Consider the following 24522-nt stretch of genomic DNA (forward strand, 5'->3'; position numbering starts at 1 on the left):
CCCAAATACACCTGACACCCCACGCCGCCCATCCCGGCCAGCGCAGCCTGGCGGCAGCGGCTACCTGAGCTCTATCGTCTCCCCCGTCTCACAGGCTGTCGCAGTTTGCGAACACAAGGCCCCGCCGGCTTGCCCCTCGGCGGGCGCCAGGCCCTGCAAAACGGCGGCCTGGACGCCGATGGCACAACTGGCACAGCCATTGCGAAAGACCTCGCCTCATGCCCAACAAGAGGTCTTGCCATGTCTGTTTCTTCTCTGCTCCCGGCCACCACGGCTTTTATCCAGCGCGCGCCGCGCATGTTGATCGGCGGCAAATGGGTCGAGGCCGCCGATGGCCAGACCATGCCCCTGCGCAACCCGGCCACCGGCGAGCAACTGTGCCTGGTGCCACGCGCCACGGTTGACGATGTGGACCGCGCAGTCCTCGCCGCCCGGCACGCTTTCGACGATTCGGCCTGGACCCGTACCCGCCCTCGCGAGCGGCAGAACCTGCTGTGGAAACTCGCCGACCTGATGCAGCGCGATGCCGAGTTGCTGGCGCAGCTGGAATGCCTGAACAACGGCAAAAGCGCGGCGGTGGCCCAGGTCATGGACGTGCAGTTGTCCATCGATTTTCTGCGCTACATGGCCGGCTGGGCGACCAAGATCGAGGGTTCCAGCGTCGAGGTGTCGCTACCGTTGATGCCGGACGACCAGTTCCACAGTTTTATCCGTCGCGAAGCGGTGGGCGTGGTCGGCGCCATAGTGGCCTGGAACTTCCCGCTGCTACTGGCCTGCTGGAAGCTCGGCCCGGCCCTGGCCACCGGCTGCACCGTGGTCCTCAAGCCGGCGGATGAAACCCCGCTCAGCGCCCTGAAACTGGCCGAACTGGTGCTCGAAGCCGGCTACCCCGAAGGCGTGTTCAACGTGGTCACCGGCACCGGCATCACCGCCGGCTCGGCCCTGACCCACAACCCTTTGGTGGACAAGCTGACCTTCACCGGCTCCACCGCCGTGGGCAAGGAAATCGGCAAGATCGCCATGGACTCCATGACCCGGGTCACCCTGGAACTGGGCGGCAAATCGCCGACCATCGTCATGGCCGACGCAGACCTGGGCAGTGCCGCCGCCGGCGCTGCCAGCGCGATTTTCTTCAACCAGGGCCAGGTCTGCTGCGCCGGTTCGCGGCTGTATGTGCAGCGCAAGCATTTCGACAACGTGGTGGCCGATATCGCCGGCATCGCCAACGCCATGAAGCTCGGCAACGGCCTGGACCCTAGCGTCGACATGGGCCCACTGATCTCGGCGCGGCAACAGGAGCGGGTCTACCGCTACATCGAAATGGGCCGGGAAAGCGGCGCCACCATCGCCTGTGGCGGTGAGCAGTTCGGGCCGGGGTATTTCGTCAAGCCGACAGTGATTGTCGACGTCGACCAGAAACACTCCCTGGTGCAGGAGGAAATCTTCGGCCCGGTATTGGTGGCGATCCCCTTCGACGACGAGGCCGACGCCCTGCGCATGGCCAACGACAGCCCCTACGGCCTGGGGGCGAGCATCTGGTCCAACGACCTGGCGGCGGTGCATCGGATGATCCCGCGGATCAAGTCCGGCTCGGTCTGGGTCAATTGCCACAGCGCCCTGGACCCGGCCCTGCCCTTCGGCGGCTACAAAATGTCCGGGGTCGGCCGGGAAATGGGCTACGCGGCGATCGAGCACTACACCGAGCTGAAATCGGTGCTGATCAAGCTCTGATCGGCAACTACCGGGAACCCTCGGTTGATCAGGCAAATCCTGGCGGCCAGCGCTAGAGGAATGCTCCCCGCCAGGGGGCGCCGGAGGTGGTCCGGCGCCTGCCGACGACCGCCCTGTGCACGGTGCAAAGCGCTGCTACGCTCAGCCCGAGCCGGCTCACTACCTCGCTTGAGGAGTCCCGGCTCATCCACCCACAACGCCTCATCACCACCGAAAACCTGAGGAAAGCATCATGGGATCAAATGGAAATGATCACGATTACATCCAGTGCGGTTGCCACAACCCCGTCTGGGAAGCGCTAAAAGACACCCTCGACCCCGCCAGCTATATCGCCAGCCACCCCAACGCCGCACATGGCCCGGTCAAGGACCCGAACGGCGAGTCCCTGGTGTTTCATGACGGCATCATCTACCCCTTGCGCGACGGCAATATGGACGATCGGGTCGACGCCCTGGGCATCCATGCCGGCGACGTGGTCGCCTCCGGCACCCTGGCCGACGTCGAAGCCCGCATGCAGGCCCTGAGCATCGACTACAAGAAACAGTCCCTGCACGGCAAGACCCTGCTGCCCGGCCTGGTCGAGCCCCACGCCCACATCGTGCAAAGCTGCGCCATGGATGGCTGGCTGAACCTGGGCGCGATCGAGCCCGACGACGCCGATACCGACCCGCACACAGAGAAAAAAAGCCAGCGCCTGCGGCCGCTCTATACCTGGGACTGGCTGACGAAAACCATTCAGAAAAACCTGCCCGAGGACAGTTCGAGCTGGATCCTCGGGCACCTGGTCGATCCGGCGCTGATGCCGTTCAAGGTGGTTGAGGGCGGCCTGAACCAACTGATTACCCTGCAATGTGGCGACACGCCCGAAGAGGGCTACCTGGACACCATCGAGTCCAAGCGTCCGATGCTGCTGATCAGCGCGTCGATGCACACCGCCTACATGAACACGGCGGCGAGGGATCTGGTTCATGAACGAACCGGGGTCATGGCCAAGAACGGTGTGCTGCAGGAAACCCAGATAGTGGCCGGGATCCTGTCGATTCCCGCCAAGCAGAAACTGGAAATGCTGAAGATCTTCAAGCGCCTCGACACCTTCTTCGACACCGCTTCCAGCCGCGGGATCACCCTGCTCTACGACGCGATGGTGGATCCCCTGTCAAAGCTGGTACTGAACGCCTACTTCCTGACGCACCCCAGAAAGCTGCGGATCGGCTACGCCGCCTCCTGCAACAACTCGCTGGAAATCCTCAAGCTGCTGCCCGATTACCGACCGGCCACGCGAGAAGAGGCCAAATACATGTATCAAGGCTCGATCAAGGTGATCTCGGATGGCTCCAACCAGGGCTTGACCGGCTACCAGATCGCGGACTACTGCTGCCAGACGGACCGTCCGGTGGGCAACTTCAACTTCTGCGACAAGGGCGAAGACACCCCGACAGCTCTCCCGGTCAAATACAGGGAATTCATCCACGCGGCGGTGAAAAAAGGCTGGCCGCTGATGATTCATGCCAACGGCGATCGGGCCATCGAATTCACCCTGAAAGCCTATGGCCTCGCCCTGCAGGGCAAGAGCGGCCTGGACAAGCGCCATCGCATCGAACACTGCTCGCTGCTGAACAAAAGCACCCTGGAGACCATGCAGCAACTGGGCCTGTCGCCGAGCTTTCTGATTGGCCATGTCGGGTACTGGGGCTACGCCTTCGATAAAGCCATTTTCGAAAAAAAGGCCGAGGAGATGCTCGACCTCTGCAAGTCGGCCCTGGACTACAAACTGCGGATCTCCCTGCACAGCGACTACTCGGTCACCCCCCTGGGGCCCCTGCGCTCGATGGAGCAGGCGATCACCCGCAAGATGGAAGGCATCCGCAAAAGTGTTGTGGACCCGACCTTTATCGCCGATCCGCGCCTGCAACCCATCCTCAATGAAGGCGAGTGCCTGACCCGCAAGCAGGCGTTGAAAGCCATCACCTACGACGCCGCCTGGCAGTGCCATGCCGAGGCCTGGACCGGGTCCTTGCAGGATCAGAACTTCGCCGACTTCGTGATCCTCGATCAGGACCCGCTGGACGAGAAGTTCCCGGCCACCCAGATTCGCGACATCAAAGTCTGCGAAACCTGGAAAGGCGGCCAGCGGGTGTACCTCAACCCTCATAACTGACCGCTGGCCAGTGCACACCGGGGGCTGCTTGAGCCCCCGGTTTTTTCAGCCATGACCAGGTTGGATGGCGGCGGTGCGGATCACGAGCCAGACCGCTCCTGCCATTGGTTGGGTGTTTCGCGGACGTGGGCGCAAGGCTTAAGGCCGATACCCCTGAGACAGCAACCAGCCACGTATCACCCGGTCCTGCTCCGGGCTCAACTGCGCCAGGGCCTGGGTCGCGCCCTGGCTGCGCAAGCGGCGCAACAGCGGCGCCAGCTCCACCCCCTGCACATGCCAGATCCCCAGGGGCTGATCCGGGGTGACCACCACTTCGGCTTCATCCACCAGGCCATCACGCAACACCGGCGCGCGCTCGATGCGCAAGGCGGCAAAATCCACGCTGGCGTGGGCCTGCTGCCGGTCCGGCCAATGCCGCCGGGCCTGCCAGAACGGCTGCTCGGACCAGCGCTGCTCGTCGGCGTAGAAATCCCGGCCGGTGCGGGCGAAACGCTGGAACAGATGCTCCACCCGCTGCCCATGGAAACGCTGCGCCAGCGCCCCGTTCTGTGGGCGCTGCAACAGGGTGTTGATCACCGCCGGGGCCTGCAATGCCGAGGACAGGGACTGGAAAATGCCATTGCCGGACAAGGGGTCCACGGCCATCGCTGCGTCGCCGACCCGCAGCCAGCGGGCGCCACACACCTGGGGGTTGAGGATCGCCGTGCTGCTGCGGGCATGCAGGTGCAATTGCTGCTCCTCGCCATCGGCAAAGAACTCCCGGGCCATGGCCGACGCCTGGCGGCGCTGGCGACAGTACTCCGGCAACTGCGCCTTGCCCGGCAGCCCGGCGCTGGCCACATCCAGGGTCAGTTGCCAGTAGCACTGGCCGTCGGCGCGCCGGGCCATCCAGGCCCAGCCATCCTCCAGGCTGTACACAGCGCTGGCGGCGCTGCCGGCGGCGCCTTGCCAACGATTGAGCAGGCTGACAGTTTCCGGGCCGCGCATGCCCTTGCTGGCGCCTTGGCGCAGCCCTTTTTCCAGCCCCGGCGCCTGCCGCCCACGGGCCTCAACCAAAAATTCGCCAACCTGCTCGGCCTGCCCTTGCACCTGGACCCGATGCCCGGCCTCGGTGGACTGCACGCCCAGTACCCGGCCCTCGATCAGTTGCACGCCGGCCTCGCGCAAGGCCTCCCGCAGGCCGCGGTCGAACGCCGGGCGGTCCAGCAGGTATTCGATGTTCTGCGCATGCTCTTCGCCGTTCCACGCCACCCGTCGCTGGGAAGGTTGCAGGGCCTGGGCCAGCGCCTGTTCCAGGCCGGCGCCGCGCAAGGCTTCAAGGACCCGCACCGAAACGCCCTCCAGGGCTGGAAAACGCCGCCAGTCGCTGATCAGGGTCACCGGGTAGCCGAGGCGACGCAGCCCCAGGGCCACCGCGGCCCCGGCAGGCCCCGCGCCGAGGATCAGGATGGCGTGCATGGCACGTGCCGGCGTTCCGGGCCCCGATAGTGGGCGTTGTCCTGCAGCCACTGCAGGACCTGAGCCTTGCCGGCGTCCGGGTGGGCGCCCAGGTAAGCGGCGATATGCCCGCTCAGGGCCGCGCACCCCAGGCTGGCACCGGATTGCCCCGGGCTGCTGCCGCGCACGCAGGCGGCGAAATCCGCCTGGGCGCTATTGAGCCATGACCACTGCTGCGCGCTGCACCGCGCATCGCCGGTGACGCGCAACACCCCGGGGTAATTGGCCGGAAACACCGCCTCGCCCTGGGCCGGGCTGGACGCGCACAGCAGCACGCCGCGGGCCTCGGCGGCGGCGCAGGCCTGGCGCAGCAACTCGCGATCCTGGCGCAGGCCCAGGCTCAGGTTGATCAGCCGTACGTCCTGCTCCAGCAGCCAGTACAGCGCGGCGCTCACTTGCGCAGCGCTGGTGACCCCGCGCTGATCGAAGACCTGGGCCACATACAGCCGCGCGCCGGGTGCGCGCAGGCCGATGGCCTCGACCACCGCACTGCCGTGGCCCAGGGCATCCTCCTGCAATGGGTCGCCGCCGACCCCATCCGGTTGCAGGAAGAAACGCCGTCCGCCCGCCACTCGCTGATGAGCGGCATGGCCGCTGTCGATCACGCCGATGCGCAGCTCAGGTTGCATGGGCCACCTCCACTGTGCGCAGTACCCCGTCCTGCAAGGTAAAACGCAGATCGGCATCGGCCAGGGTCGAAGGCCGGTGACTGATCAGGATCCGTGTGCGACCGGCGAACAACCGGTCGATGGCCTCGATCACCTCACGTTCAGTGGCTTCGTCCACCGCCGAGGTGGCTTCGTCCAGCACCAGAATCATCGGATCCTGAAGCAGGGCCCGGGCAATGGCGATGCGCTGTTTCTGCCCGCCGGACAGTTGCTGGCCGCGCTCGCCCAGGGGGCTGTCCAGGCCTTCGGGCAGGGACTCGATCAGCCCCTGCAATTGCGCCAGCCGCGCCACTGCGGCCACGGCTTCGCGGCTGGCATCGGGCACGCTGTAGGCCAGGTTGTCGGCCAGGCTGCCGCGAAACAGCACGATGTCCTGGCTGACCACCGCCACCCGCCGGCGCAGTTGCGTCAGGTCCAGCTGGCGCAGGTCGACACCGCCCAGCAGCACCTGCCCGGATTGCGGATCGTGGTGGCGCTGCAGCAGGTCGACCAGGGTGCTTTTGCCCGCCCCCGAGCTGCCGCTGAGTGCCACCTTGCGGCCGTAGGGAATCCGCGCTTCGATGCCCTGCAGGGTCATGCCGCGCCCCGGGTGGCTGAAGTGCACATTCTGGAAATGCAGCTCGCCCTGCTCCGGCACCGGCAGCGGCGCCTCGGGGTTGCTGATGCCGGGTTCTTCGCCGCGCAGTTCCATGACCCGGCCCAGGCTCACGGTCATGCGCTGGATCGCCACGTACAGGCCGAGCAGGCTCTGCACCGGTCCCACCGCCATGCCCAGGTAGGTGGAAAAGGCAATCAGCGCCCCCAGTTGCCAGGTGCCCTGCACCACCCAGTAGCCGCCAATCAGAAAGGCACAGGCCCGGGACAATGAGGTCAGGGTGCCGGGCACCGCCTGGGTGAAGAACTCGGTGACTTGCAGCTTCAGCAACTGCTGCATGTAACCCTTGCCGAGGCTGTCCAGGCGCCGTGCCTCGCGCTGCTGCTGGCCGGCGCTCTGGATGAACTTCATCACCGGCAGGGTTTCGACCATAAACGAGGACATGTCCGCCGAACGCTCGCGCAACTGGCGCACGTCGCGCTCGACCTTGCGCCGCATCCAGCGCAGCCACAGCACGTCCAGCGGGATCAGCACCAGGGCCAGCAGCGAGAGTTTCCAGGACAGGGTCAAGAGCATGGCCAGGGCCACCACCAGGCCGATCACGCTGGAGACCGCCGAGAACAGCGAGTCCACGGCGAAGCGCTGGATCTCGGCCACATCGCCGTCCAGCCGCGACATCAGGTCACCGATCCGGCGCTGCCCGTAAAAACCCGGCGACAGCCGTTGCAGGTGCTGATAGAGGTCGTCGCGCAGGGCGAACAGAATGCGCCCGGACAGCCGTGTGTGCAGGTAGCGATTGATCCCGGACAGCGCCGTGCCCAGCAGGCCGGCGCCGATCATCAGCACGGCGATCAGCACCAGCATGGAAAAATCACGGGCCAGCAAGCCGTCGTCGATCAACAGCTTGGTCAACCAGGGCTGCACCAGCACCAGCGACGAGGCACAGGCCGAAAGCCCGAGCAGGCCGGCGATGGCCAGGCGATGGGGCCGGACAAAGGCATATAACCACTGCAACGCGCCCTGCAAGGCCTCGGGATTGGGGCTGTCTACCAGCCGGCCGATCAGGCGCCGCATCAACTGCGCAACTGTTTGAGCTTGCGGTACAGCGTCGCGCGGCTGATGCCCAGGGCGTCGGCCGCCGCCGAGACATTGCCCTGGTGGCTGTCCAGGGAACTGCGGATCAGTTCCAGCTCGTTCTCGCGGATGCTGCCGGCCTGAGGCCGTTCGCTGGCGTTGAGTTCATCGAGCATGCTGTCCGGCAGATGCTCCAGGGTCAGGGCGCTCTCGCCCTCCTCGCGCATGGCCAGGGCCGTGCGCAGGACCATCTCCAGCTGGCGGATATTGCCCGGCCAGTGGTACGCCTCGAGCAGTTGCCGCAGATCATCGGCCAAGGCCACGCCGGGACTGCCGAGCTTGCCGAGCAGGACGCCCAGCAGCGCGCCGAAATCCTCGCGCTCGCGCAGGGCCGGGAGCATCACACTGATGCCATTGACCCGGTAGAACAGGTCTTCGCGAAAGTGTTTGTCCTCCACTAGGCGCTTGAGGTCGCGGTGGGTGGCGCAGATCAGCGCGACGTCGATGTCCTGCTCTTCACCTGCGCCCAGGGGCGCCACCTTGCGGTCCTGCAACACCCGCAGCAATCGCGCCTGCAAGGCCAGGGGCATGTCGCCGATTTCATCGAGAAACAGCGTGCCGCCGTGAGCCTGTTGCAGGCGGCCGATCATCCCGCCACGGCGCGAACCGGTGAAGGCGCCTTCGCGGTAGCCGAACAGTTCCGACTCGATCAGGCCTTCGGGGATCGCCGCGCAGTTGACCGCGATAAAGGGTTTGTCGCTGCGGCTGCCGGCCAGGTGCAGGGCCCGGGCAATCACTTCCTTGCCGGTGCCGGTCTCGCCCAGCAACAACACCGGCAAGGCGTTGGCCAAGCCCTGGCGCGCCATGCGCAAGGCTCGGGCGTAACGCTGGTTACTGCCGGCCAGATGCTCCAGCGGCGGTTGCACGGGAGCGGCCTTGGGCACGGCCCGCGGCGCGCTGCTGAGGTTGAGCGAACGCTGGGGGGCGCGCAGGGTTTTGTAGAACAGCTCGCCCTTGGCGGTTTGCAGGCTGCCGACGCCGCCTTGCTGCAAGCGCGCGAGCAGTTGCAGGCCATCGACCCCGAGGAACTCCTCGCAGCGCCGCCCCACCAGGGCCGCACGCGGTGCATTGAGCAATTGGCAGGCCTGGGTGCTGACCGCCAGGATCTGCCCGCCCAGGCTCAGGGCCAGCAAGCCCTGCCAGGGGGATTCGAGGTACTGCCGCCGGCTGTGGAAGGCCAGGACGATCTGTTCGGGATAGGTGGCGTTGAACACCCGGCTTTCAATCTGGCTGACCGCCATGGCCAGCAGCGTGGTGCTGTCCTGGGCCCTTCCCAGCGGCCCTTCGCGGGTCAGGTCGAGCACGCCGAGGATCTCGCCCTGGGGGCAATGGATGGGCACCGAGGTGCAGGAAAAATCACTCAGGCGGTCCAGGTAGTGTTCACCGCAATCGATCAGAGTCGGCCGTGCTTCCACCAGGGCCGTGCCCAGGGCGTTGGTGCCACGGGCCGCCTCGCTCCAGCAGGCGCCGAGAGTGATGTCCTGCAGGCCGCTGCCCTTGAGGCGATCGGCACGCCCTTCGACCGCGAGGATGGTGGCGTCGGAGTTGGCGAGGATGATCAGCCCGTCCTTGCCCTGACGCTCGGCCAGGTAGTCGATGGCCGGCATCGCGGCATCGAGCAACAAGCGGTTGCTGGACAGCAGCAGCTCGAGGCTGGCGCTGGATTCCAGGGCCAGCTCGTGCTGACCATTGAAGTGCACGCCATGGCTGAGGCTGCGCCGCCATGAGGCATCGATTTCTGCACGCAATACACCGTCGGGGACTTCGCCCTCCAGATGCAGCTTCTCCCGGGCCAGCCGGGCTTCGTGTGGCAGTTCAGCGTTTCTTGTTTTTATAAGAGTCATCAAGCGCTCCGAATCGGTCCGCCCGGTACCTCCCCGATCCATTCCCTTGGGTTGCGAGAAGCACGCAAGCCAAGGCAAATGTCTACACCCGGTTCAGATGGCAGTAAAGAAAAGTTTGGCCCGGCACCGCGGACACCCATTCCCTTCAAGCAAAACCTGCGCCATGGGTTGCGGCGCCGGGCCATCTTTACGTTAACGTCAAGCCAATGGCAAGCGCCGTCTGCCCTGGCCCCGCGACGGGTCGGCGGGACCTGGGCCTCGGGCGCTATCACCCGTAAGCGGATCGCCCCGGGTCAGAGCTTCCAGGCCTCGCTGTCGGCAAAGAAGGCCCGGGCATTGTCCTCCAGGCTTTCCAGGTGATACCCGCCTTCCTGGACGATCAGGCACGGCAGACCTAGGCTGCGGATCCGCTCACCCAGGGTGGCGAAGCCGTCCCGGGTCACCGCTACTTTGCTTTGCGGGTCCAACTCATAGATATCAAAGCCCAGGGACAGCACCAGCACCTCGGCACCGAAACGCTGCACCGCGTCCAGCGCGGTTTCCAGCTGGGCCAGGAAATCCCCTTCGCTGGCGCCGTGGGGCATCGGCAGGTTGAGGTTATAGCCCGCCCCCGGTCCCTCGCCGCGCTCGTCGGCAAACCCGGTCACGCCTGGGTAAAAGTTGGTCGGGTCGCCATGCACCGAGACATACAGCACGTCGTCCCGCTGGTAGAAAATCTCCTGGATGCCCTGGCCGTGGTGCATGTCGGTGTCGAGCACCGCGACCCGGGCATATTTCTCCCGCAACACCTGGGCCGCCACTGCCGCGTTGTTCAGGTAGCAGAAGCCGCCTGCGGCTTCGGCCCGCGCGTGGTGGCCCGGCGGGCGGCACAAGGCGTAGGCCGCCGGCTCACCGTCGAGCAATGCCTGGGCCCCGGCGATGGCACTTTGCGCCGACCAGTAGGCTGCACGCCAAGTCGACTCACCCACCGGGCAACTGCCGTCGGCCAGGTAGCACGCGGCCTGGGCCAGGACCCCGCGCAAGGCATTGGGCTCACGCACGAAGATGTTGGACATCACCTCATCGCCCCAGTCTTCGGGGATGTCCTTCCAGCCCTGGTGCGCATCCTGCAGAAACGTCAGGTACGGCGCGCCGTGTACCGCCAGCAATGGGGCCATCCCGGCATCCCGTGGCTGCTCGACGGCAAAGCCCAGGGAGTGTGCGGCCTGCACCAGGCGCTGGGCGCGCTCCGGCACCTCCTGGGGTATGCGCATCTGGCCGCGCGAGTAGTAGCTGCGTGGGTGGTGGAGCAACTGTTCGGGGTGGAAAAAACTGCGCATGACCTTCTCCTTATTCAACCTGGCCAGCTCGGGCCAGCACGGCGTTAAGCAATACATCGGCGCCCTGGCGCACATCCTGGGGCAGCACGTCTTCGGCTTCGTTGTGGCTCAGGCCGCCGACACAGGGGATAAACACCATGGCCGTCGGGCAGTAACGCGCCAGCAGAATCGCGTCGTGACCCGCGCCGCTGACAATCGACTGCTGAGGATAGCCCAGGCCATCCACCGCCTGCTGCACGGCGGCCACGCATTGGACGTCGAAGGGCGTGGCCGGGCTGACCCAGTGCGGGCTGACGCTGACCCGCAGGCCGCGCTGGTGAGCAATGGCCTCCAGGCGTTCGCGCAATTGCTGTTCCATGGCGGCGATCTGCTGGTCCTGGTGATGACGCAGGTCCACGGTGAACTGCACTACACCCGGGATGGTGTTGCGCGACGACTTGGCAATGCTCAACTCACCCACCGTGGTCAGGCCTTGGGGGGCGAAGTCGGCCGCCAGGGTTTCGACCGCGAGGATCATCTGCGCGGCGCCATACAACGCATCCTTGCGCAGCGGCATCGGCGTGGTCCCGGCGTGGGCGGCCATGCCTTCGACCTGTACGTCGAGCCAGCGAATCGCCTGGCCGCCGCTGACCACGCCGATGCTCTTGGCGTTGTCTTCAAGGATCGGCCCCTGCTCGATGTGTGCCTCGAAGTAGGCATCCACCGGCCCGCCCAGCGGTCGCTGGCCGGCATATCCGGTGCGTTGCAAGGCCTCGGCGACACTGATGCCGGCGGCATCGCGCACAGCCAGTGCGGCCTCCAGTGGCATGACCCCGGTGAACACCGCCGAGCCGAACATGGCCGGGGTGAAGCGCGCGCCCTCTTCGTTGGTCCACACCGCCACCTCCAGCGGCTTGCGGGTGCGGATCTGCAAATCGTCCAGGCGCCGCAGCACTTCCAGCCCGGCCAGCACGCCATAGACCCCGTCGAACCGTCCGCCTTCGGGCTGGGTATCGAGGTGGCTGCCGATCATCACCGGGGCCGCCTGCGGGTCGGTGCCGGGACGGCGGGCAAACAGGTTACCGATCGGGTCGATACTCAGGGTCAGCCCGGCCTCGGTGCACCAGTGGGCAAACAGTTCGCGACCGGCCTGGTCCTCGGCGCTCAGCGCCAGGCGGCAACTGCCACCACGGGCCGTGGCGCCGATTTCAGCCATGGCCATCAAGCTCGCCCAGAGGCGTTCGCCATTGATTTTCAACATGGGTTCTTCTCCAGAATAAGTCAGGCGCTTGCGGCCATTTCCAGGCGCTGGGCTGCGGCATGCCGCCGAGCCAGGGCCAATACACAGATCAGCGACACCGCGGCGATCAGGCTGTAGAACAGCGCCATCGGCCACCATTGCCCGGCGAATTCATGGGCCAGCCAGGTGCCGATCAGCGGTGTCAGACCACCGGCCAGCGCGCCACACACTTGGTACGCCAGGGAAATCGCGGTGTAGCGCACCCGGGTCTCGAACATGCCGCTGACGTAGCCGGCGATCACCGCATAGAAGGACGCCATGCACACCACCGCCAGCGCGATACCGAGGATGATCAGCGGCGCCTGGGCCGAGCTGACCAGCACAAACATCGGGTACGGCGAGGCCATGGCCAGCAGTGACACCAGGCACAGGAAGCGCGTGGCGCCGATCTTCTCGGCGGTCCAGGCCGCCAACGGCTGGATACAGAACTGAATGATCGCCACCACAAACAGGCATTCGAGAATCAGCGAACGCGGCAGCTCAAGCTGCTGGGTGGTGTAGGCGATCATGAAGGTGTTGGTGAAATACACCCCGGCGATCCCCAGGGTATTGGCCCCGATGCACAGCAACAGCGGGCGCCAGGCGGTCTGCAGCACCTCCATCACCGGCGCCTGCTCCTTGCGCACCGAGGTCCGCGCCTGTTCGCGGCTGGCCAGAAACTCCGGCGACTCGTTGACCCCCAGGCGAATCACCAGCCCCACCAGCAGCAACAGCGCGCTGGCCAGGAACGGCAGGCGCCAGCCCCAGCTCATCAGGGCCTCTTCAGGCAGGCGGGTGACGGCACTGAAGGCCAGCAGCGACAGGATCAAACCGGCCGGGCTGCCGAGCTGAGCAAAGGAGGCGAAGAAATTGCGCCGGCCCTTGGGCGCATGTTCGCCGGCCATCAGCACCGCCCCGCCCCATTCGCCACCCACGGCAATGCCCTGGACGATACGCAGCAGCACCAGCAGCACCGGCGCCAGCGCGCCGATCTGGGCATAGGTCGGCAACAGGCCAATGCACACGGTGACCACGCCCATCATCAGCAAGGTGATGACCAGGGACTTCTTGCGTCCGATGCGATCGCCGATATGGCCGAAGATGATCCCGCCCAGGGGCCGGGCGAAGAACCCCACGGCGAAGGTGCCAAAGGCGGCCATGGTGCTGAACAGTTTGTCGTCGGAGGGGAAGAACAAGGCGCCGAACACCAGCGCGGCGGCGGTGGCGTAAATGTAAAAGTCGTACCACTCGATCATGGTGCCGATAAAGGCGGCGGCCGCGGCACGGCGTGGTTGAGCAGAAGCGGCAAGCTTCATGGGATCAGGCTCCTTGGCTATTTTTTTTGGCAGGAGAGAACGGTGAACACGCAGGCGCTCTGGCGGCGCTTGTCTGGAAGGGATTTATCGTCGCGGGGCTATAATTAGTCAATTTTCTATTTATTATGCTGATTATTAGCCACGCTTATTATCAAGCCCCTGCCCTTCCCAGAGCCTTCGCCCATGTCCGACCGCCTGCTCAATGACCGCCTGGACTGGAACCTGCTGCGCACCTTCCGGGTGATCGGCCAGGAACTGAGCATCAGCCGCGCCGCCGCCCGCCTGCACCTGACCCAGCCGGCCGTGAGCCAGGCCCTCAAGCGCCTGGAAGAACAACTCGGGCGCCAGTTGATCGCCCGCCGAGGGCCGCGCTTTGCCCTGACCGAGGTCGGCGAGCAGATTTTTCAACTGGCCGGGGAAATCTACGGCCAGATGTCCCAGGTCAGCGGCGTCCTCGAACAACCCGCCGACGAGGTGATCGGCAAGGTGCGGCTGCTGATGATCAGCCGGATCTTTTCCGATCGCTTCGATGACTTCCTTGCCGGTTTCCATCGCCAGCACCCACGGGTGGACCTGGAAATCGAAGTCATGCGCAGCTCGGACATCGTCAGCGCCCTCCAGGAAAAAACCGCGACCCTGGGCCTGAGCCTCAATCGCCGGCCACAGCCCCGCCTGGAACAACGGCTGTTCCTGCGGCAGCGTTATGCGTTTTTCTGCGGCCGGCACCATGCCCTGTTCGGCCAGCAAGCCGTGGCCGAAGGCGATTTGCAGCGTGAGAACTTTGTCAGCTTCACCAGTGACCAGATCGGCGGCATGCTCTCGCCGCTGACTATCTTTCGCGATCAGCAAGGTTTCAGCGGGCGCATCGTCGCCTCGTCACCGAGCCTGGAAGAAGTGCGGCGCCTGGTGATTGCCGGCTTCGGCATCGGCTGCCTGCCGGAGCATGTGGTGGCGGCCGATGTCGAAGCCGGCCTGTTGTGGCGCCTGCCGCCACACGAAGGCATTGCCGATGTCGACATCCACCTGCTGTGGAACCGCGAACAACGCATGAGCCGTGCCGAGACCCTGTTTATCGACAGCCTGCAACAGAGCCTCGAACCTCAGTAACCCAGCGTCAGGTCGACCCGATTCAGCAGCGGTTCATCGGCCTGCAGGCGGCGAAGGTTTTCCGCCACCTGTTCGGCGATGCAATCGTGGGACGCGGCCGAGGCCATGTGCGGGGTGATGGTCACTGCGGGCAGGGTCCACAGCCGATGCTTGGGCGGCAGCGGCTCCTCGTCGAACACATCCAGCAACGCCCCACGCAACTGCCCGCTGGCCAGGGCCTGCTCCAGGTCATCGGCATTCAGGTGCGCGCCGCGCCCACAGTTGACCAGCGCCGCCCCCGGCGCCAGGCGGGCGAAGGTGGCGCGACCGAGAATCCCACGGGTTTCGGCGGTCAGCGGCAGCAGGTTGATCAGCAGTTCGACGCCGTCGAGAAATGGCGCCAACCCCCCGGCCCCGGCAAAACTCTCGACGCCCGGCAGCACCTTGGCGCTGCGCGCCCAGCCGCGCACGCTGTAGCCGGCGGCGGCCAGGTCCAGGGCAATCGCGCTGCCCAGGGAACCCAGCCCCATGACCCCGACCCGGTACTCGGCGGCAGCCCGTTGCAGTGGCCGTTGCCAACGCTGTTCGGGCTGTTGCCGCAGCACCTGGTCAAAGCCGCGGTGATAGTGGATGGCCGCCCAGCGCACGTATTCGGTCATGCCCTGGCGATGGCCCGGGTCGACCACCCGGCACACCGGCAAGTCCGGGCATTCGGGATCGTGCTGCAGGTGATCGATGCCCGCCGCCACCGAGTGAATCACCTGCACATTGGGCAAGGCCCGCAGGCTGCCGGCAGGCGGAAACCAGCAGGCGGCGATCTGCGCCTGGGCGGCCTGGGGATCGTCGGCCAGCAGCACCTTGAGCTGCGGCGCACGGCGGGCAAAGGCCGCTTGCAGTTGTTCGAGCAACAGCCCATCGCGGGATAACAGCACCACGCTACTCATGACAGGTAAGACTCGCGCTGGGACTCGATCAGGGTCAGGGCAGCGTGCCAGGCCAGTTCGATAATGTTGTCGGCTTCATCGCGGTCGAACTGCTCGGCGGTGTGGGCGCAGACCTCGGGCGACGGGTAATTCAACTCGCAGCCACCGGTCAGTGCCTGCACCTGGGCCTGGCAGGCACGCTCCAAGAAGTGGATCTCCTGAAACGCATGGGCCACCGTCGCGCCCCCCACCAGCAAGCCGTGGTTGCGCAGGATCATGGCCTTGTGCGGCCCCAGGTCGGCGATCAGGCGCTCGCGCTCATCCAGGGACAGGGCGATGCCTTCATAGGTGTGATAGGCCAGCCGGCGGTAGAACTTCAGCGCGTGCTGGCTGATCGGCAACAGGCCCTGCTTCTGCGCGGCGACCGCCATGCCGGCGGCGGTGTGGGTGTGGATCACGCAGTTGAGATCGGGTCGCGCCATGTGGATCGCGGAATGGATCACAAAGCCCGCAGCATTGACCCGGTGCCCGGCGTAATCCGGGTCGACGATGCGGCCGTCCTGGTCGATACGCACCAGGTCGCTGGCACGCATGCGGTCGAAAATGACCCCGTAGCGATTGATCAGGAAGTGATGCTCGGGCCCGGGGATGCGCAGGGTGATGTGGGTGTCGATCAGGTCGGTCATGCGAAAGTGCGCGACCAGCCGGTACAGCGCCGCCAGCTCGCAACGGGCCTGCCATTCAATCGGGTTCATGTGTTCAGGTTTGCTCACGAATACACCTCTTTTCGAGCGGGGTGGGCGTCATTGCCGGCACGGAGCCGGGCCAGGCCGCAGACGCCAATCAGGGACAGTGCCGAGAGCAGGCTGAAGTACACCGCCAACGGCAACCATTGTCCGGAAAACTTGCTTGCCAGCAGCGTGCCGATCAGCGGCGTGCTGCCACCGGCAATCGCGCAGCTGAGCTGGTAGGCAATGGAAATGCCCGAGTAGCGCAGGTGCACCGGGAATGCCTGGGTCATGTAGCCGGCGATCACTGCGTACAGCGCGGAGAGGATCACCACCGCCACCGCGATGCCGAGGGTCATCAGCACGATGTTCTGCGTCCCCACCAGCACGAACATCGGGTACGGCGTGGCCATGCACAGCAGGGCCACCAGTTTCAGGAAGCGGCCCTCGCCCATGCGTTCGGCGAGCAACGCCGACAGCGGTTGCGACAGCAACTGGATCACCGTCACCAGGAACAGGCAGTCGAGAATGGTCGAGCGGGCAATGCCCTGGTACTGGGTGACGTAGGTGATCATGAAGGTGTTGGTGAAGAAGAACCCGGCCGAGCCGATGGTCACCGCCGCCGCGGCAAACAGGATCTGCCGCCAGCAACTGCGCAGTACTTCCATCACCGGGTATTGGGCGGTTCCATTGTTGTCCCGGGCCTTGGCGAACTCCGGCGACTCATGGACCCCGGAGCGGATCATCAGCCCAACCATCATCAGCACACCGCTGGCCAGGAACGGCAGGCGCCAGCCCCAGTCGAGGAAGTCCTGGGGCTCCAGGCTGGTCACCAGGCGAAAGGCAATCAACGCCAGCAACAGGCCCGCCGGGCTGCCCAGTTGGGCGAACGAGGCGTAGAAGGTCTTGCGCCTGGCCGGAGCATGCTCGCTGGCCATCAGCACCGCCCCGCCCCACTCGCCTCCGACCGAGATGCCCTGGATGATGCGCAGCACGATCAGGCTGATCGGTGCCCAGATACCCACGCTGGCATAGCTCGGCAGCAAGCCGATGCCAGTGGTGGCCAGGCCCATCAGGGCCATGGTCACCAGCAGCATCTTTTTGCGTCCGAGGCGGTCGCCCAGGTGCCCGAAGACCATGCCTGCCATGGGCCGCGCGATAAAACCCACGGCAAAGCTGCCAAACGCAGCCAAGGTGCTCATCACCGGGTCAGTGCTGGGAAAGAACACTTGCCCGAGTACCAGCGCCGCCGCCGTGGCGTAGATGTAAAAATCGTAGAACTCGATGGTGGTGCCAATAAAGGCAGCCGCCGCGGCTCGGCGCGGCTGAGGGGTGGTGTGCATGCAAGGACCCTGTATTTGTAGTTTTTTGGGCAGGTACTGAAGAACTAATCCGGGTGGCGCTCTGTGGCGCTTGTGGGCTTTATCGCCGCCGTGCCAGGATTAGTCAATTTTCAAATCCTTATCTTTACTATTAGCCTTGCTACTACCTGGAGGGGCGATGCCCACTGCCAACCCTGCGGCCAACCCTTGGGTCGGTCGCCGTTTTCTCAACGATCGGCTGGACTGGAATCTGCTGCGCACCTACCTGGTCATTGGCCAGGAAGGCAGCATGAGCCGCGCCGCTGCGCGCCTGCACATCACCCAGTCCGCGGTGAGCCAGGCCCTCAAGCGCCTGGAGGAACAGCTCGAGTGTGTGCTGATTGCGCGCAGTGGACGGCGCTTCGAGCTGACCGAAACCGGCGAGGAGGTGCTGCGCATTGCTGCCGATATCTACGGTGATATCTCGCGCCTGGGGTCAGTGGTGGAGAGCCGCCATGACGATCTGGTGGGCAAGGTGCGCATCCTTACCGTCAGCGGGGTACAGGCCCAGCATTACGACGAGTTCCTCGCCGACTTTCATGAAACCCACCCCAAGATCGAGTTGGAAGTGGACGTCATGGGCAGTTCGGACATCATCAGCTCGCTGCTGCAAAAGACCGCCACCCTGGGGCTGGGCCTGTGTCGCCTGCCCCAGCCACGGTTGGAGCAGCGGGTGCTGTTCCGCGAGCGCTACGCCTACTTCTGCGGCCAGCGCCATCGACTGTTCGGCCAGCGCGGCCTGACCCTGGAGCAACTGGCCGCGGAGCACTTTGTCAGCTTCACCAGTGACCAGTTGGGTGGCAACCTTTCGCCCTTGACCCTGTTCCGTGACCAACAGGGTTTTACCGGCAAGATCGTCGCGTCTTCCACCAGTTTCGAGGAAATTTACCGCCTGGTGTGCGCCGGGTTCGGCATCGGCTGCCTGCCGATCCACCTGGTGCGACGTGACGTTGAGCAAGGCCTGCTGTGGCGCCTGCCGCCGGAGGAAGGGGTGGTGGATTTCGATATCCAGCTGCTGTGGAATCGCGAGCAGAAGATGAGCCAGGCCGAGACTGTGTTCCTCGACAGCATCCAGCACATGCTCAGCATTCGTGAGCAGGTGCCGGGGAGCCTGATGCTCAAGTGACTCAGACGTGGGGCGGAGCCGCAGGCTTGGCCGGGCTGGCGTATTGCGGTTTCAGGTGGCCATCCTGGTCAAGCAGCCAGGCGTCCATGATCTGCCGCACCACAGGGCCGGCGACGCGGCCACCGGCTTCGCCGTTTTCGATCATCACCGAAATCACGATCCTTGGATGCTCGGCCGGGGCGAAGCCGACGAACAAAGCGTTGTCCCGGTTACGCTCGCGGGTCTTGAGGCGGTTGTAACGCTCGCCCTGCTTGATCGCCACCACCTGCGCCGTGCCACTCTTGCCGGCAATCCGGTACTGCGCACCGGCCGCTGCGGCCCGCGCAATGCCACGCGGGTCGTGCATCACCATCTGCATGCCATGGTTGACCTGCTCCCAGTCACGCGGGTCCTTGAGCAGGATGTTCGGCATCGGGTGTTCGTCCACCGGTGCCACGCCATCGATGGTGCGCGCCAGGTGTGGACGGTTCCAGATGCCCTTGTTGGCGATCAGCGCGGTGGCCTGGGCCAACTGCAGCGGTGTGACCTGCATATAGCCCTGTCCGATGCCGAGGATCACCGTCTCACCCGGGAACCACGGCTGGCGGCGTGTAGCGCGCTTCCAGGCCTGGGACGGCATCAACCCGGCCGACTCTTCGAACATGTCCAGGGAGACCTTCTCACCCAGACCGAACATCGCCATGTAGTCGTGCAGGCGATCGATGCCGAGCTTGTGCGCCAGGTCGTAGAAGTAGGTGTCGTTGGAGCGCATGATCGCCGCGTCCATATCCACCCAGCCGTCACCACTGTGGTTCCAGTTGCGGTACTTGTGGTCGAAGTCCGGCAGTTGGTAATAGCCCGGATCGAAGACCCGGGTCGACGCCGTGACCACACCGCTGTCGAGGCCGGCAATCGCCACCTCGGGCTTGATGGTCGAGCCCGGCGCGTAGAGGCCGCGAAGAACGCGATTGAATAGCGGGCGGTCGATGGAGTCATGCAGGGCCGCGTATTCCTTGAAGCTGATCCCGGTCACGAACAGGTTGGGGTCGAAGCTCGGCTTGCTGACCATGGCCAGCACCTCGCCGGTTTCCGGGTCGAGGGCGACCACCGAGCCGCGACGATCACCCAAGGCCTCTTCAGCGGCCTCCTGGAGCTTCACGTCGAGGCTGAGCACGATGCTCTTGCCCGGAATCGGGTCGGTGTGCTTGAGCACGCGCATCACCCGCCCCTGGGCGTTGGTCTCGACCTCTTCATAGCCGACATGGCCGTGCAGCTCGGATTCGTAGAACCGCTCGATACCGGTCTTGCCGATCGACTGGGTGCCGCGGTACTCCACCGAGTCCAGGGCCTTGGCCTCTTTCTCGTTGATGCGCCCGACATAGCCGATGGAATGGGCAAAATGTGCGCCCATTGGGTAATGACGCACGAACTGCGCTTCAACGTCGAGGCCAGGCAATCGGTACTCATTGACCGCCAATACGGCGATCTGCTCCTCGGTCAGCTCATAAAACAGCGTGACCGGCACAAAGGGGTGGCGCGCTTGCTTCATCTCTTTGTCGAACAGTGCACGATCCTCGGCCGGCAAGTGCAGCAACTCGACCACTTGGTCCAGCTCGCCCTTGAGGTCGGTGGTGCGTTCGCGGGTGATGGTCAGGTTGAAACTGGGACGGTTGTCGGCCAGCACCACACCATTACGGTCATAGATCAGGCCCCGGGTCGGGGTGATCGGCAGCACGTGCACGCGGTTGTTTTCGGAGACAGTGGAGTGGTAATCGAACTCCACCACCTGCAGAAAATACAGGCGACCGACCAGGGTGCAGCTGATGGCTACGACAAACAGAGCGCAGGCCAGCAGGCGCTTGTTGACCAGGCGGGTTTCTTTTTCGTGGTCTTTGATCGGTATCGCTTCGGGCATTTCTACAGCTTCTCGTGACATGAAGGTGCGCGCGGATCCGTGCGGGTAACTCAAGTCCATTAAAAAACGAGCTGCACCATACCAAAAACTACCTGCTCACCAGGACAGGATTTCCCATACGACTGATCAATGGCAGATGGCACAGCGACAAGCTTCAAGTGGATAGCGGCAAGCGGGAGCCGAACAAGGTGCCTGCAAGGTCGTCCCCGAACAGCCTTGGCTTTCCTGCGCGCAAAAACAAAACCCCTGATTGCGTTAGCAATCAGGGGTTCTGGAATTTAATCTTGACGATGACCTACTCTCACATGGGGAAACCCCACACTACCATCGGCGATGCATCGTTTCACTGCTGAGTTCGGGATGGGATCAGGTGGTTCCAATGCTCTATGGTCGTCAAGAAATTCGGGTACTGAGTCGTGACCAGATGGCCTCGCTTCAGCAAATTGGGTATGTAATAGATTTGTGTGTTTCTCTCGAACTTTCGGTTCGTTTCGTCTTCACACACCGCAATCAGGTTCTTCTTTCGAAGTTACGAGATTGCTTGGGTGTTATATGGTCAAGCCTCACGGGCAATTAGTATTGGTTAGCTCAACGCCTCACAGCGCTTACACACCCAACCTATCAACGTCGTAGTCTTCGACGGCCCTTCAGGGAACTCAAGGTTCCAGTGAGATCTCATCTTGAGGCAAGTTTCCCGCTTAGATGCTTTCAGCGGTTATCTTTTCCGAACATAGCTACCCGGCAATGCCACTGGCGTGACAACCGGAACACCAGAGGTTCGTCCACTCCGGTCCTCTCGTACTAGGAGCAGCCCCTCTCAAATCTCAAACGTCCACGGCAGATAGGGACCGAACTGTCTCACGACGTTCTAAACCCAGCTCGCGTACCACTTTAAATGGCGAACAGCCATACCCTTGGGACCGGCTTCAGCCCCAGGATGTGATGAGCCGACATCGAGGTGCCAAACACCGCCGTCGATATGAACTCTTGGGCGGTATCAGCCTGTTATCCCCGGAGTACCTTTTATCCGTTGAGCGATGGCCCTTCCATACAGAACCACCGGATCACTAAGACCTACTTTCGTACCTGCTCGACGTGTCTGTCTCGCAGTCAAGCGCGCTTTTGCCTTTATACTCTACGACCGATTTCCGACCGGTCTGAGCGCACCTTCGTACTCCTCCGTTACTCTTTAGGAGGAGACCGCCCCAGTCAAACTACCCACCATACACTGTCCTCGATCCGGATAACGGACCTGAGTTAGAACCTCAAAGTTGCCAGGGTGGTATTTCAAGGTTGGCTCCACGCAGACTGGCGTCCACGCTTCAAAGCCTCCCACCTATCCTACACAAGCAAATTCAAAGTCCAGTGCAAAGCTATAGTAAAGGTTCACGGGGTCTTTCCGTCTAGCCGCGGATACACTGCATCTTCACAGCGATTTCAATTTCACTGAGTCTCGGGTGGAGACAGCGCCGCCATCGTTACGCCATTCGTGCAGGTCGGAACTTACCCGACAAGGAATTTCGCTACCTTAGGACCGTTATAGTTACGGCCGCCGTTTACCGGGGCTTCGATCAAGAGCTTCGCGTTAGCTAACCCCATCAATTAACCTTCCGGCACCGGGCAGGCGTCACACCCTATACGTCCACTTTCGTGTTTGCAGAGTGCTGTGTTTTTAATAAACAGTCGCAGCGGCCTGGTATCTTCGACCGGCATGAGCTTACGGAGCAAGTCCTTCACCCTCACCGGCGCACCTTCTCCCGAAGTTACGGTGCCATTTTGCCTAGTTCCTTCACCCGAGTTCTCTCAAGCGCCTTGGTATTCTCTACCCAACCACCTGTGTCGGTTTGGGGTACGGTTCCTAGTTATCTGAAGCTTAGAAGCTTTTCTTGGAAGCATGGCATCAACCACTTCGTCACCTAAAAGGTAACTCGTCATCAGCTCTCGGCCTTAGAATCCCGGATTTACCTAAGATTCCAGCCTACCACCTTAAACTTGGACAACCAACGCCAAGCTGGCCTAGCCTTCTCCGTCCCTCCATCGCAATAACTAGAAGTACAGGAATATTAACCTGTTTTCCATCGACTACGCTTTTCAGCCTCGCCTTAGGGACCGACTAACCCTGCGTCGATTAACGTTGCGCAGGAAACCTTGGTCTTTCGGCGTGGGTGTTTTTCACACCCATTGTCGTTACTCATGTCAGCATTCGCACTTCTGATACCTCCAGCAAGCTTCTCAACTCACCTTCACAGGCTTACAGAACGCTCCTCTACCGCATCACTTACGTGATACCCGTAGCTTCGGTGTATGGTTTGAGCCCCGTTACATCTTCCGCGCAGGCCGACTCGACTAGTGAGCTATTACGCTTTCTTTAAAGGGTGGCTGCTTCTAAGCCAACCTCCTAGCTGTCTAAGCCTTCCCACATCGTTTCCCACTTAACCATAACTTTGGGACCTTAGCTGACGGTCTGGGTTGTTTCCCTTTTCACGACGGACGTTAGCACCCGCCGTGTGTCTCCCATGCTCGGCACTTGTAGGTATTCGGAGTTTGCATCGGTTTGGTAAGTCGGGATGACCCCCTAGCCGAAACAGTGCTCTACCCCCTACAGTGATACATGAGGCGCTACCTAAATAGCTTTCGAGGAGAACCAGCTATCTCCGAGCTTGATTAGCCTTTCACTCCGATCCACAGGTCATCCGCTAACTTTTCAACGGTAGTCGGTTCGGTCCTCCAGTTAGTGTTACCCAACCTTCAACCTGCCCATGGATAGATCGCCCGGTTTCGGGTCTATTCCCAGCGACTAGACGCCCTATTAAGACTCGCTTTCGCTACGCCTCCCCTATTCGGTTAAGCTCGCCACTGAAAATAAGTCGCTGACCCATTATACAAAAGGTACGCAGTCACAGAACAAAGTCTGCTCCCACTGCTTGTACGCATACGGTTTCAGGATCTATTTCACTCCCCTCTCCGGGGTTCTTTTCGCCTTTCCCTCACGGTACTAGTTCACTATCGGTCAGTCAGTAGTATTTAGCCTTGGAGGATGGTCCCCCCATATTCAGACAAAGTTTCTCGTGCTCCGTCCTACTCGATTTCATGACTAAGAGATTTTCGCGTACAGGGCTATCACCCACTATGGCCGCACTTTCCAGAGCGTTCCGCTAATCTCAAAGCCACTTAAGGGCTAGTCCCCGTTCGCTCGCCACTACTAAGGGAATCTCGGTTGATTTCTTTTCCTCAGGGTACTTAGATGTTTCAGTTCCCCTGGTTCGCTTCTTGCACCTATGTATTCAGTACAAGATACCTAACTTATGTTAGGTGGGTTCCCCCATTCAGACATCTCCGGATCAAAGTCTGTTTGCCGACTCCCCGAAGCTTTTCGCAGGCTACCACGTCTTTCATCGCCTCTGACTGCCAAGGCATCCACCGTATGCGCTTCTTCACTTGACCATATAACCCCAAGCAATCTGGTTATACTGTGAAGACGACATTCGCCGAAAATTCGCGATTAAACTCACAAATTTTACCTTAGCCTGATCCGTTACCAGTGAAAGTAACGCTCAGTCTATCTTTCTATCACATACCCAAATTTTTAAAGAACGATCTAGTCAAAGACTAGAAATCAACATTCACCATCAACTCGATGGAATGCTCATTTCTAAGCTTTATCACAGAAACAGCGTTAAGCAGTAAGTGGTGGAGCCAAACGGGATCGAACCGTTGACCTCCTGCGTGCAAGGCAGGCGCTCTCCCAGCTGAGCTATGGCCCCGTATCGCTACAGGCTTTTCCCACACAAAATTGGTGGGTCTGGGCAGATTCGAACTGCCGACCTCACCCTTATCAGGGGTGCGCTCTAACCAACTGAGCTACAGACCCAATTTCGGGCTGT

Annotated in this window: 15 protein-coding genes, 2 tRNA genes and 2 rRNA genes; 4 read left to right on the forward strand and 15 right to left on the reverse strand. The window is 62.9% G+C overall.

The features are described from left to right. Positions 1-240: 240 nt before the first annotated feature. Positions 241-1731: an aldehyde dehydrogenase family protein gene (locus JFU57_RS30600; protein ID WP_201131837.1), complete on the forward strand. Its 1491-nt coding sequence runs from the start codon at positions 241-243 to the stop codon at positions 1729-1731. 232 nt (positions 1732-1963) lie between these two features. Next, the gene (locus JFU57_RS30605) at positions 1964-3889 is read left to right on the forward strand and encodes an amidohydrolase (RefSeq protein ID WP_201131838.1); all 1926 of its coding nucleotides are present in this window, start codon (positions 1964-1966) and stop codon (positions 3887-3889) included. Between the two features lie 138 nt (positions 3890-4027). Here the strand turns inward: JFU57_RS30605 and qhpG are convergent, their stop codons facing one another. The 7 genes from qhpG to JFU57_RS30640 form a co-directional block, all read right to left on the reverse strand. Then, positions 4028-5347 (reverse strand): flavin-dependent monooxygenase QhpG, encoded by a 1320-nt coding sequence (qhpG, locus tag JFU57_RS30610; protein WP_201131839.1) that lies wholly within the window; start codon positions 5345-5347, stop codon positions 4028-4030. Continuing rightward, positions 5332-6015 carry a subtilisin-like serine protease QhpE gene (qhpE, locus tag JFU57_RS30615; protein ID WP_078473876.1) on the reverse strand — a complete coding sequence of 228 codons (684 nt, stop codon included), beginning with the start codon at positions 6013-6015 and terminating at the stop codon, positions 5332-5334. Before qhpE ends, qhpG begins: the two co-directional genes overlap by 16 nt. Further along, positions 6005-7723, reverse strand: coding sequence for an ABC transporter ATP-binding protein (locus JFU57_RS30620; protein WP_201131840.1), 1719 nt, complete (start codon positions 7721-7723; stop codon positions 6005-6007). Before JFU57_RS30620 ends, qhpE begins: the two co-directional genes overlap by 11 nt. Further along, positions 7723-9627 (reverse strand): sigma-54-dependent Fis family transcriptional regulator, encoded by a 1905-nt coding sequence (locus JFU57_RS30625; RefSeq protein WP_201131841.1) that lies wholly within the window; start codon positions 9625-9627, stop codon positions 7723-7725. Before JFU57_RS30625 ends, JFU57_RS30620 begins: the two co-directional genes overlap by 1 nt. Before the next feature lie 293 nt (positions 9628-9920). Then, on the reverse strand, positions 9921-10946 hold the full coding sequence (locus tag JFU57_RS30630) for a histone deacetylase family protein (protein WP_201131842.1): 1026 nt from the start codon (positions 10944-10946) through the stop codon (positions 9921-9923). Between the two features lie 10 nt (positions 10947-10956). Continuing rightward, a complete protein-coding gene (locus tag JFU57_RS30635) occupies positions 10957-12186 on the reverse strand; it encodes a Zn-dependent hydrolase (protein WP_201131843.1) in 1230 nt (409 codons plus the stop codon). 20 nt (positions 12187-12206) lie between these two features. Then, a complete protein-coding gene (locus JFU57_RS30640) occupies positions 12207-13520 on the reverse strand; it encodes an MFS transporter (protein WP_020297299.1) in 1314 nt (437 codons plus the stop codon). A gap of 183 nt (positions 13521-13703) precedes the next feature. Here JFU57_RS30640 and JFU57_RS30645 point away from each other — a divergent pair, with 183 nt between their 5' ends. After that, positions 13704-14627 (forward strand): LysR family transcriptional regulator, encoded by a 924-nt coding sequence (locus JFU57_RS30645; RefSeq protein ID WP_078473881.1) that lies wholly within the window; start codon positions 13704-13706, stop codon positions 14625-14627. On the opposite strand, the gene JFU57_RS30650 is transcribed toward JFU57_RS30645, so the two are convergent. From JFU57_RS30650 to JFU57_RS30660, 3 genes are read right to left on the reverse strand one after another with little or no spacing between them, the layout of a single operon-like run. Next, a complete protein-coding gene (locus tag JFU57_RS30650) occupies positions 14621-15550 on the reverse strand; it encodes a 2-hydroxyacid dehydrogenase (RefSeq protein WP_201131844.1) in 930 nt (309 codons plus the stop codon). The genes JFU57_RS30645 and JFU57_RS30650 overlap by 7 nt on opposite strands. After that, positions 15547-16302, reverse strand: a complete 756-nt coding sequence (locus JFU57_RS30655; protein ID WP_201131845.1) for a class II aldolase/adducin family protein — start codon at positions 16300-16302, stop codon at positions 15547-15549. The genes JFU57_RS30650 and JFU57_RS30655 overlap by 4 nt, the downstream gene beginning before the upstream one ends. Then, a complete protein-coding gene (locus JFU57_RS30660) occupies positions 16299-17600 on the reverse strand; it encodes an MFS transporter (protein WP_201131846.1) in 1302 nt (433 codons plus the stop codon). Before JFU57_RS30660 ends, JFU57_RS30655 begins: the two co-directional genes overlap by 4 nt. A gap of 157 nt (positions 17601-17757) precedes the next feature. Between JFU57_RS30660 and JFU57_RS30665 the strand changes: the two genes are divergently transcribed. Continuing rightward, entirely contained in the window at positions 17758-18744 is a 987-nt protein-coding gene (locus JFU57_RS30665) for a LysR family transcriptional regulator (protein ID WP_201131847.1), read from the forward strand. A 1-nt stretch (position 18745) separates the two neighbouring features. Here the strand turns inward: JFU57_RS30665 and mrdA are convergent, their stop codons facing one another. The 5 genes from mrdA to JFU57_RS30690 all read right to left on the reverse strand — a co-directional run bounded on the left by mrdA (position 18746) and on the right by JFU57_RS30690 (position 24509). After that, the gene (gene mrdA / locus JFU57_RS30670) at positions 18746-20638 is read right to left on the reverse strand and encodes a penicillin-binding protein 2 (RefSeq protein WP_078473886.1); all 1893 of its coding nucleotides are present in this window, start codon (positions 20636-20638) and stop codon (positions 18746-18748) included. Between the two features lie 282 nt (positions 20639-20920). Then, positions 20921-21036 (reverse strand): 5S ribosomal RNA (gene rrf, locus JFU57_RS30675). A 154-nt stretch (positions 21037-21190) separates the two neighbouring features. Continuing rightward, a 23S ribosomal RNA gene (locus tag JFU57_RS30680) occupies positions 21191-24082 on the reverse strand. 244 nt (positions 24083-24326) lie between these two features. Then, a tRNA-Ala gene (locus tag JFU57_RS30685) sits at positions 24327-24402 on the reverse strand. 30 nt (positions 24403-24432) lie between these two features. After that, positions 24433-24509: transfer RNA gene (locus tag JFU57_RS30690), tRNA-Ile, on the reverse strand. Positions 24510-24522: the final 13 nt, after the last annotated feature.

The sequence above is a fragment of the Pseudomonas sp. TH07 genome (genome assembly GCF_016651285.1).
GTDB lineage: Bacteria > Pseudomonadota > Gammaproteobacteria > Pseudomonadales > Pseudomonadaceae > Aquipseudomonas.

Bases quoted from the DNA above. Each gene is read 5' to 3' on its own strand.
- JFU57_RS30640 (WP_020297299.1), bottom strand. From the start codon at position 13,520: ATGAAGCTTGCCGCTTCTGCTCAACCACGCCGTGCCGCGGCCGCCGCC.
- JFU57_RS30665 (WP_201131847.1), top strand. From the start codon at position 17,758: ATGCCCACTGCCAACCCTGCGGCCAACCCTTGGGTCGGTCGCCGTTTT.
- JFU57_RS30650 (WP_201131844.1), bottom strand. From the start codon at position 15,550: ATGAGTAGCGTGGTGCTGTTATCCCGCGATGGGCTGTTGCTCGAACAA.
- JFU57_RS30630 (WP_201131842.1), bottom strand. From the start codon at position 10,946: ATGCGCAGTTTTTTCCACCCCGAACAGTTGCTCCACCACCCACGCAGC.
- JFU57_RS30600 (WP_201131837.1), top strand. From the start codon at position 241: ATGTCTGTTTCTTCTCTGCTCCCGGCCACCACGGCTTTTATCCAGCGC.
- JFU57_RS30625 (WP_201131841.1), bottom strand. From the start codon at position 9,627: ATGACTCTTATAAAAACAAGAAACGCTGAACTGCCACACGAAGCCCGG.
- JFU57_RS30605 (WP_201131838.1), top strand. From the start codon at position 1,964: ATGGGATCAAATGGAAATGATCACGATTACATCCAGTGCGGTTGCCAC.
- qhpG (WP_201131839.1), bottom strand. From the start codon at position 5,347: ATGCACGCCATCCTGATCCTCGGCGCGGGGCCTGCCGGGGCCGCGGTG.
- JFU57_RS30635 (WP_201131843.1), bottom strand. From the start codon at position 12,186: ATGTTGAAAATCAATGGCGAACGCCTCTGGGCGAGCTTGATGGCCATG.
- JFU57_RS30660 (WP_201131846.1), bottom strand. From the start codon at position 17,600: ATGCACACCACCCCTCAGCCGCGCCGAGCCGCGGCGGCTGCCTTTATT.
- JFU57_RS30620 (WP_201131840.1), bottom strand. From the start codon at position 7,723: ATGCGGCGCCTGATCGGCCGGCTGGTAGACAGCCCCAATCCCGAGGCC.
- qhpE (WP_078473876.1), bottom strand. From the start codon at position 6,015: ATGCAACCTGAGCTGCGCATCGGCGTGATCGACAGCGGCCATGCCGCT.
- JFU57_RS30645 (WP_078473881.1), top strand. From the start codon at position 13,704: ATGTCCGACCGCCTGCTCAATGACCGCCTGGACTGGAACCTGCTGCGC.
- mrdA (WP_078473886.1), bottom strand. From the start codon at position 20,638: ATGCCCGAAGCGATACCGATCAAAGACCACGAAAAAGAAACCCGCCTG.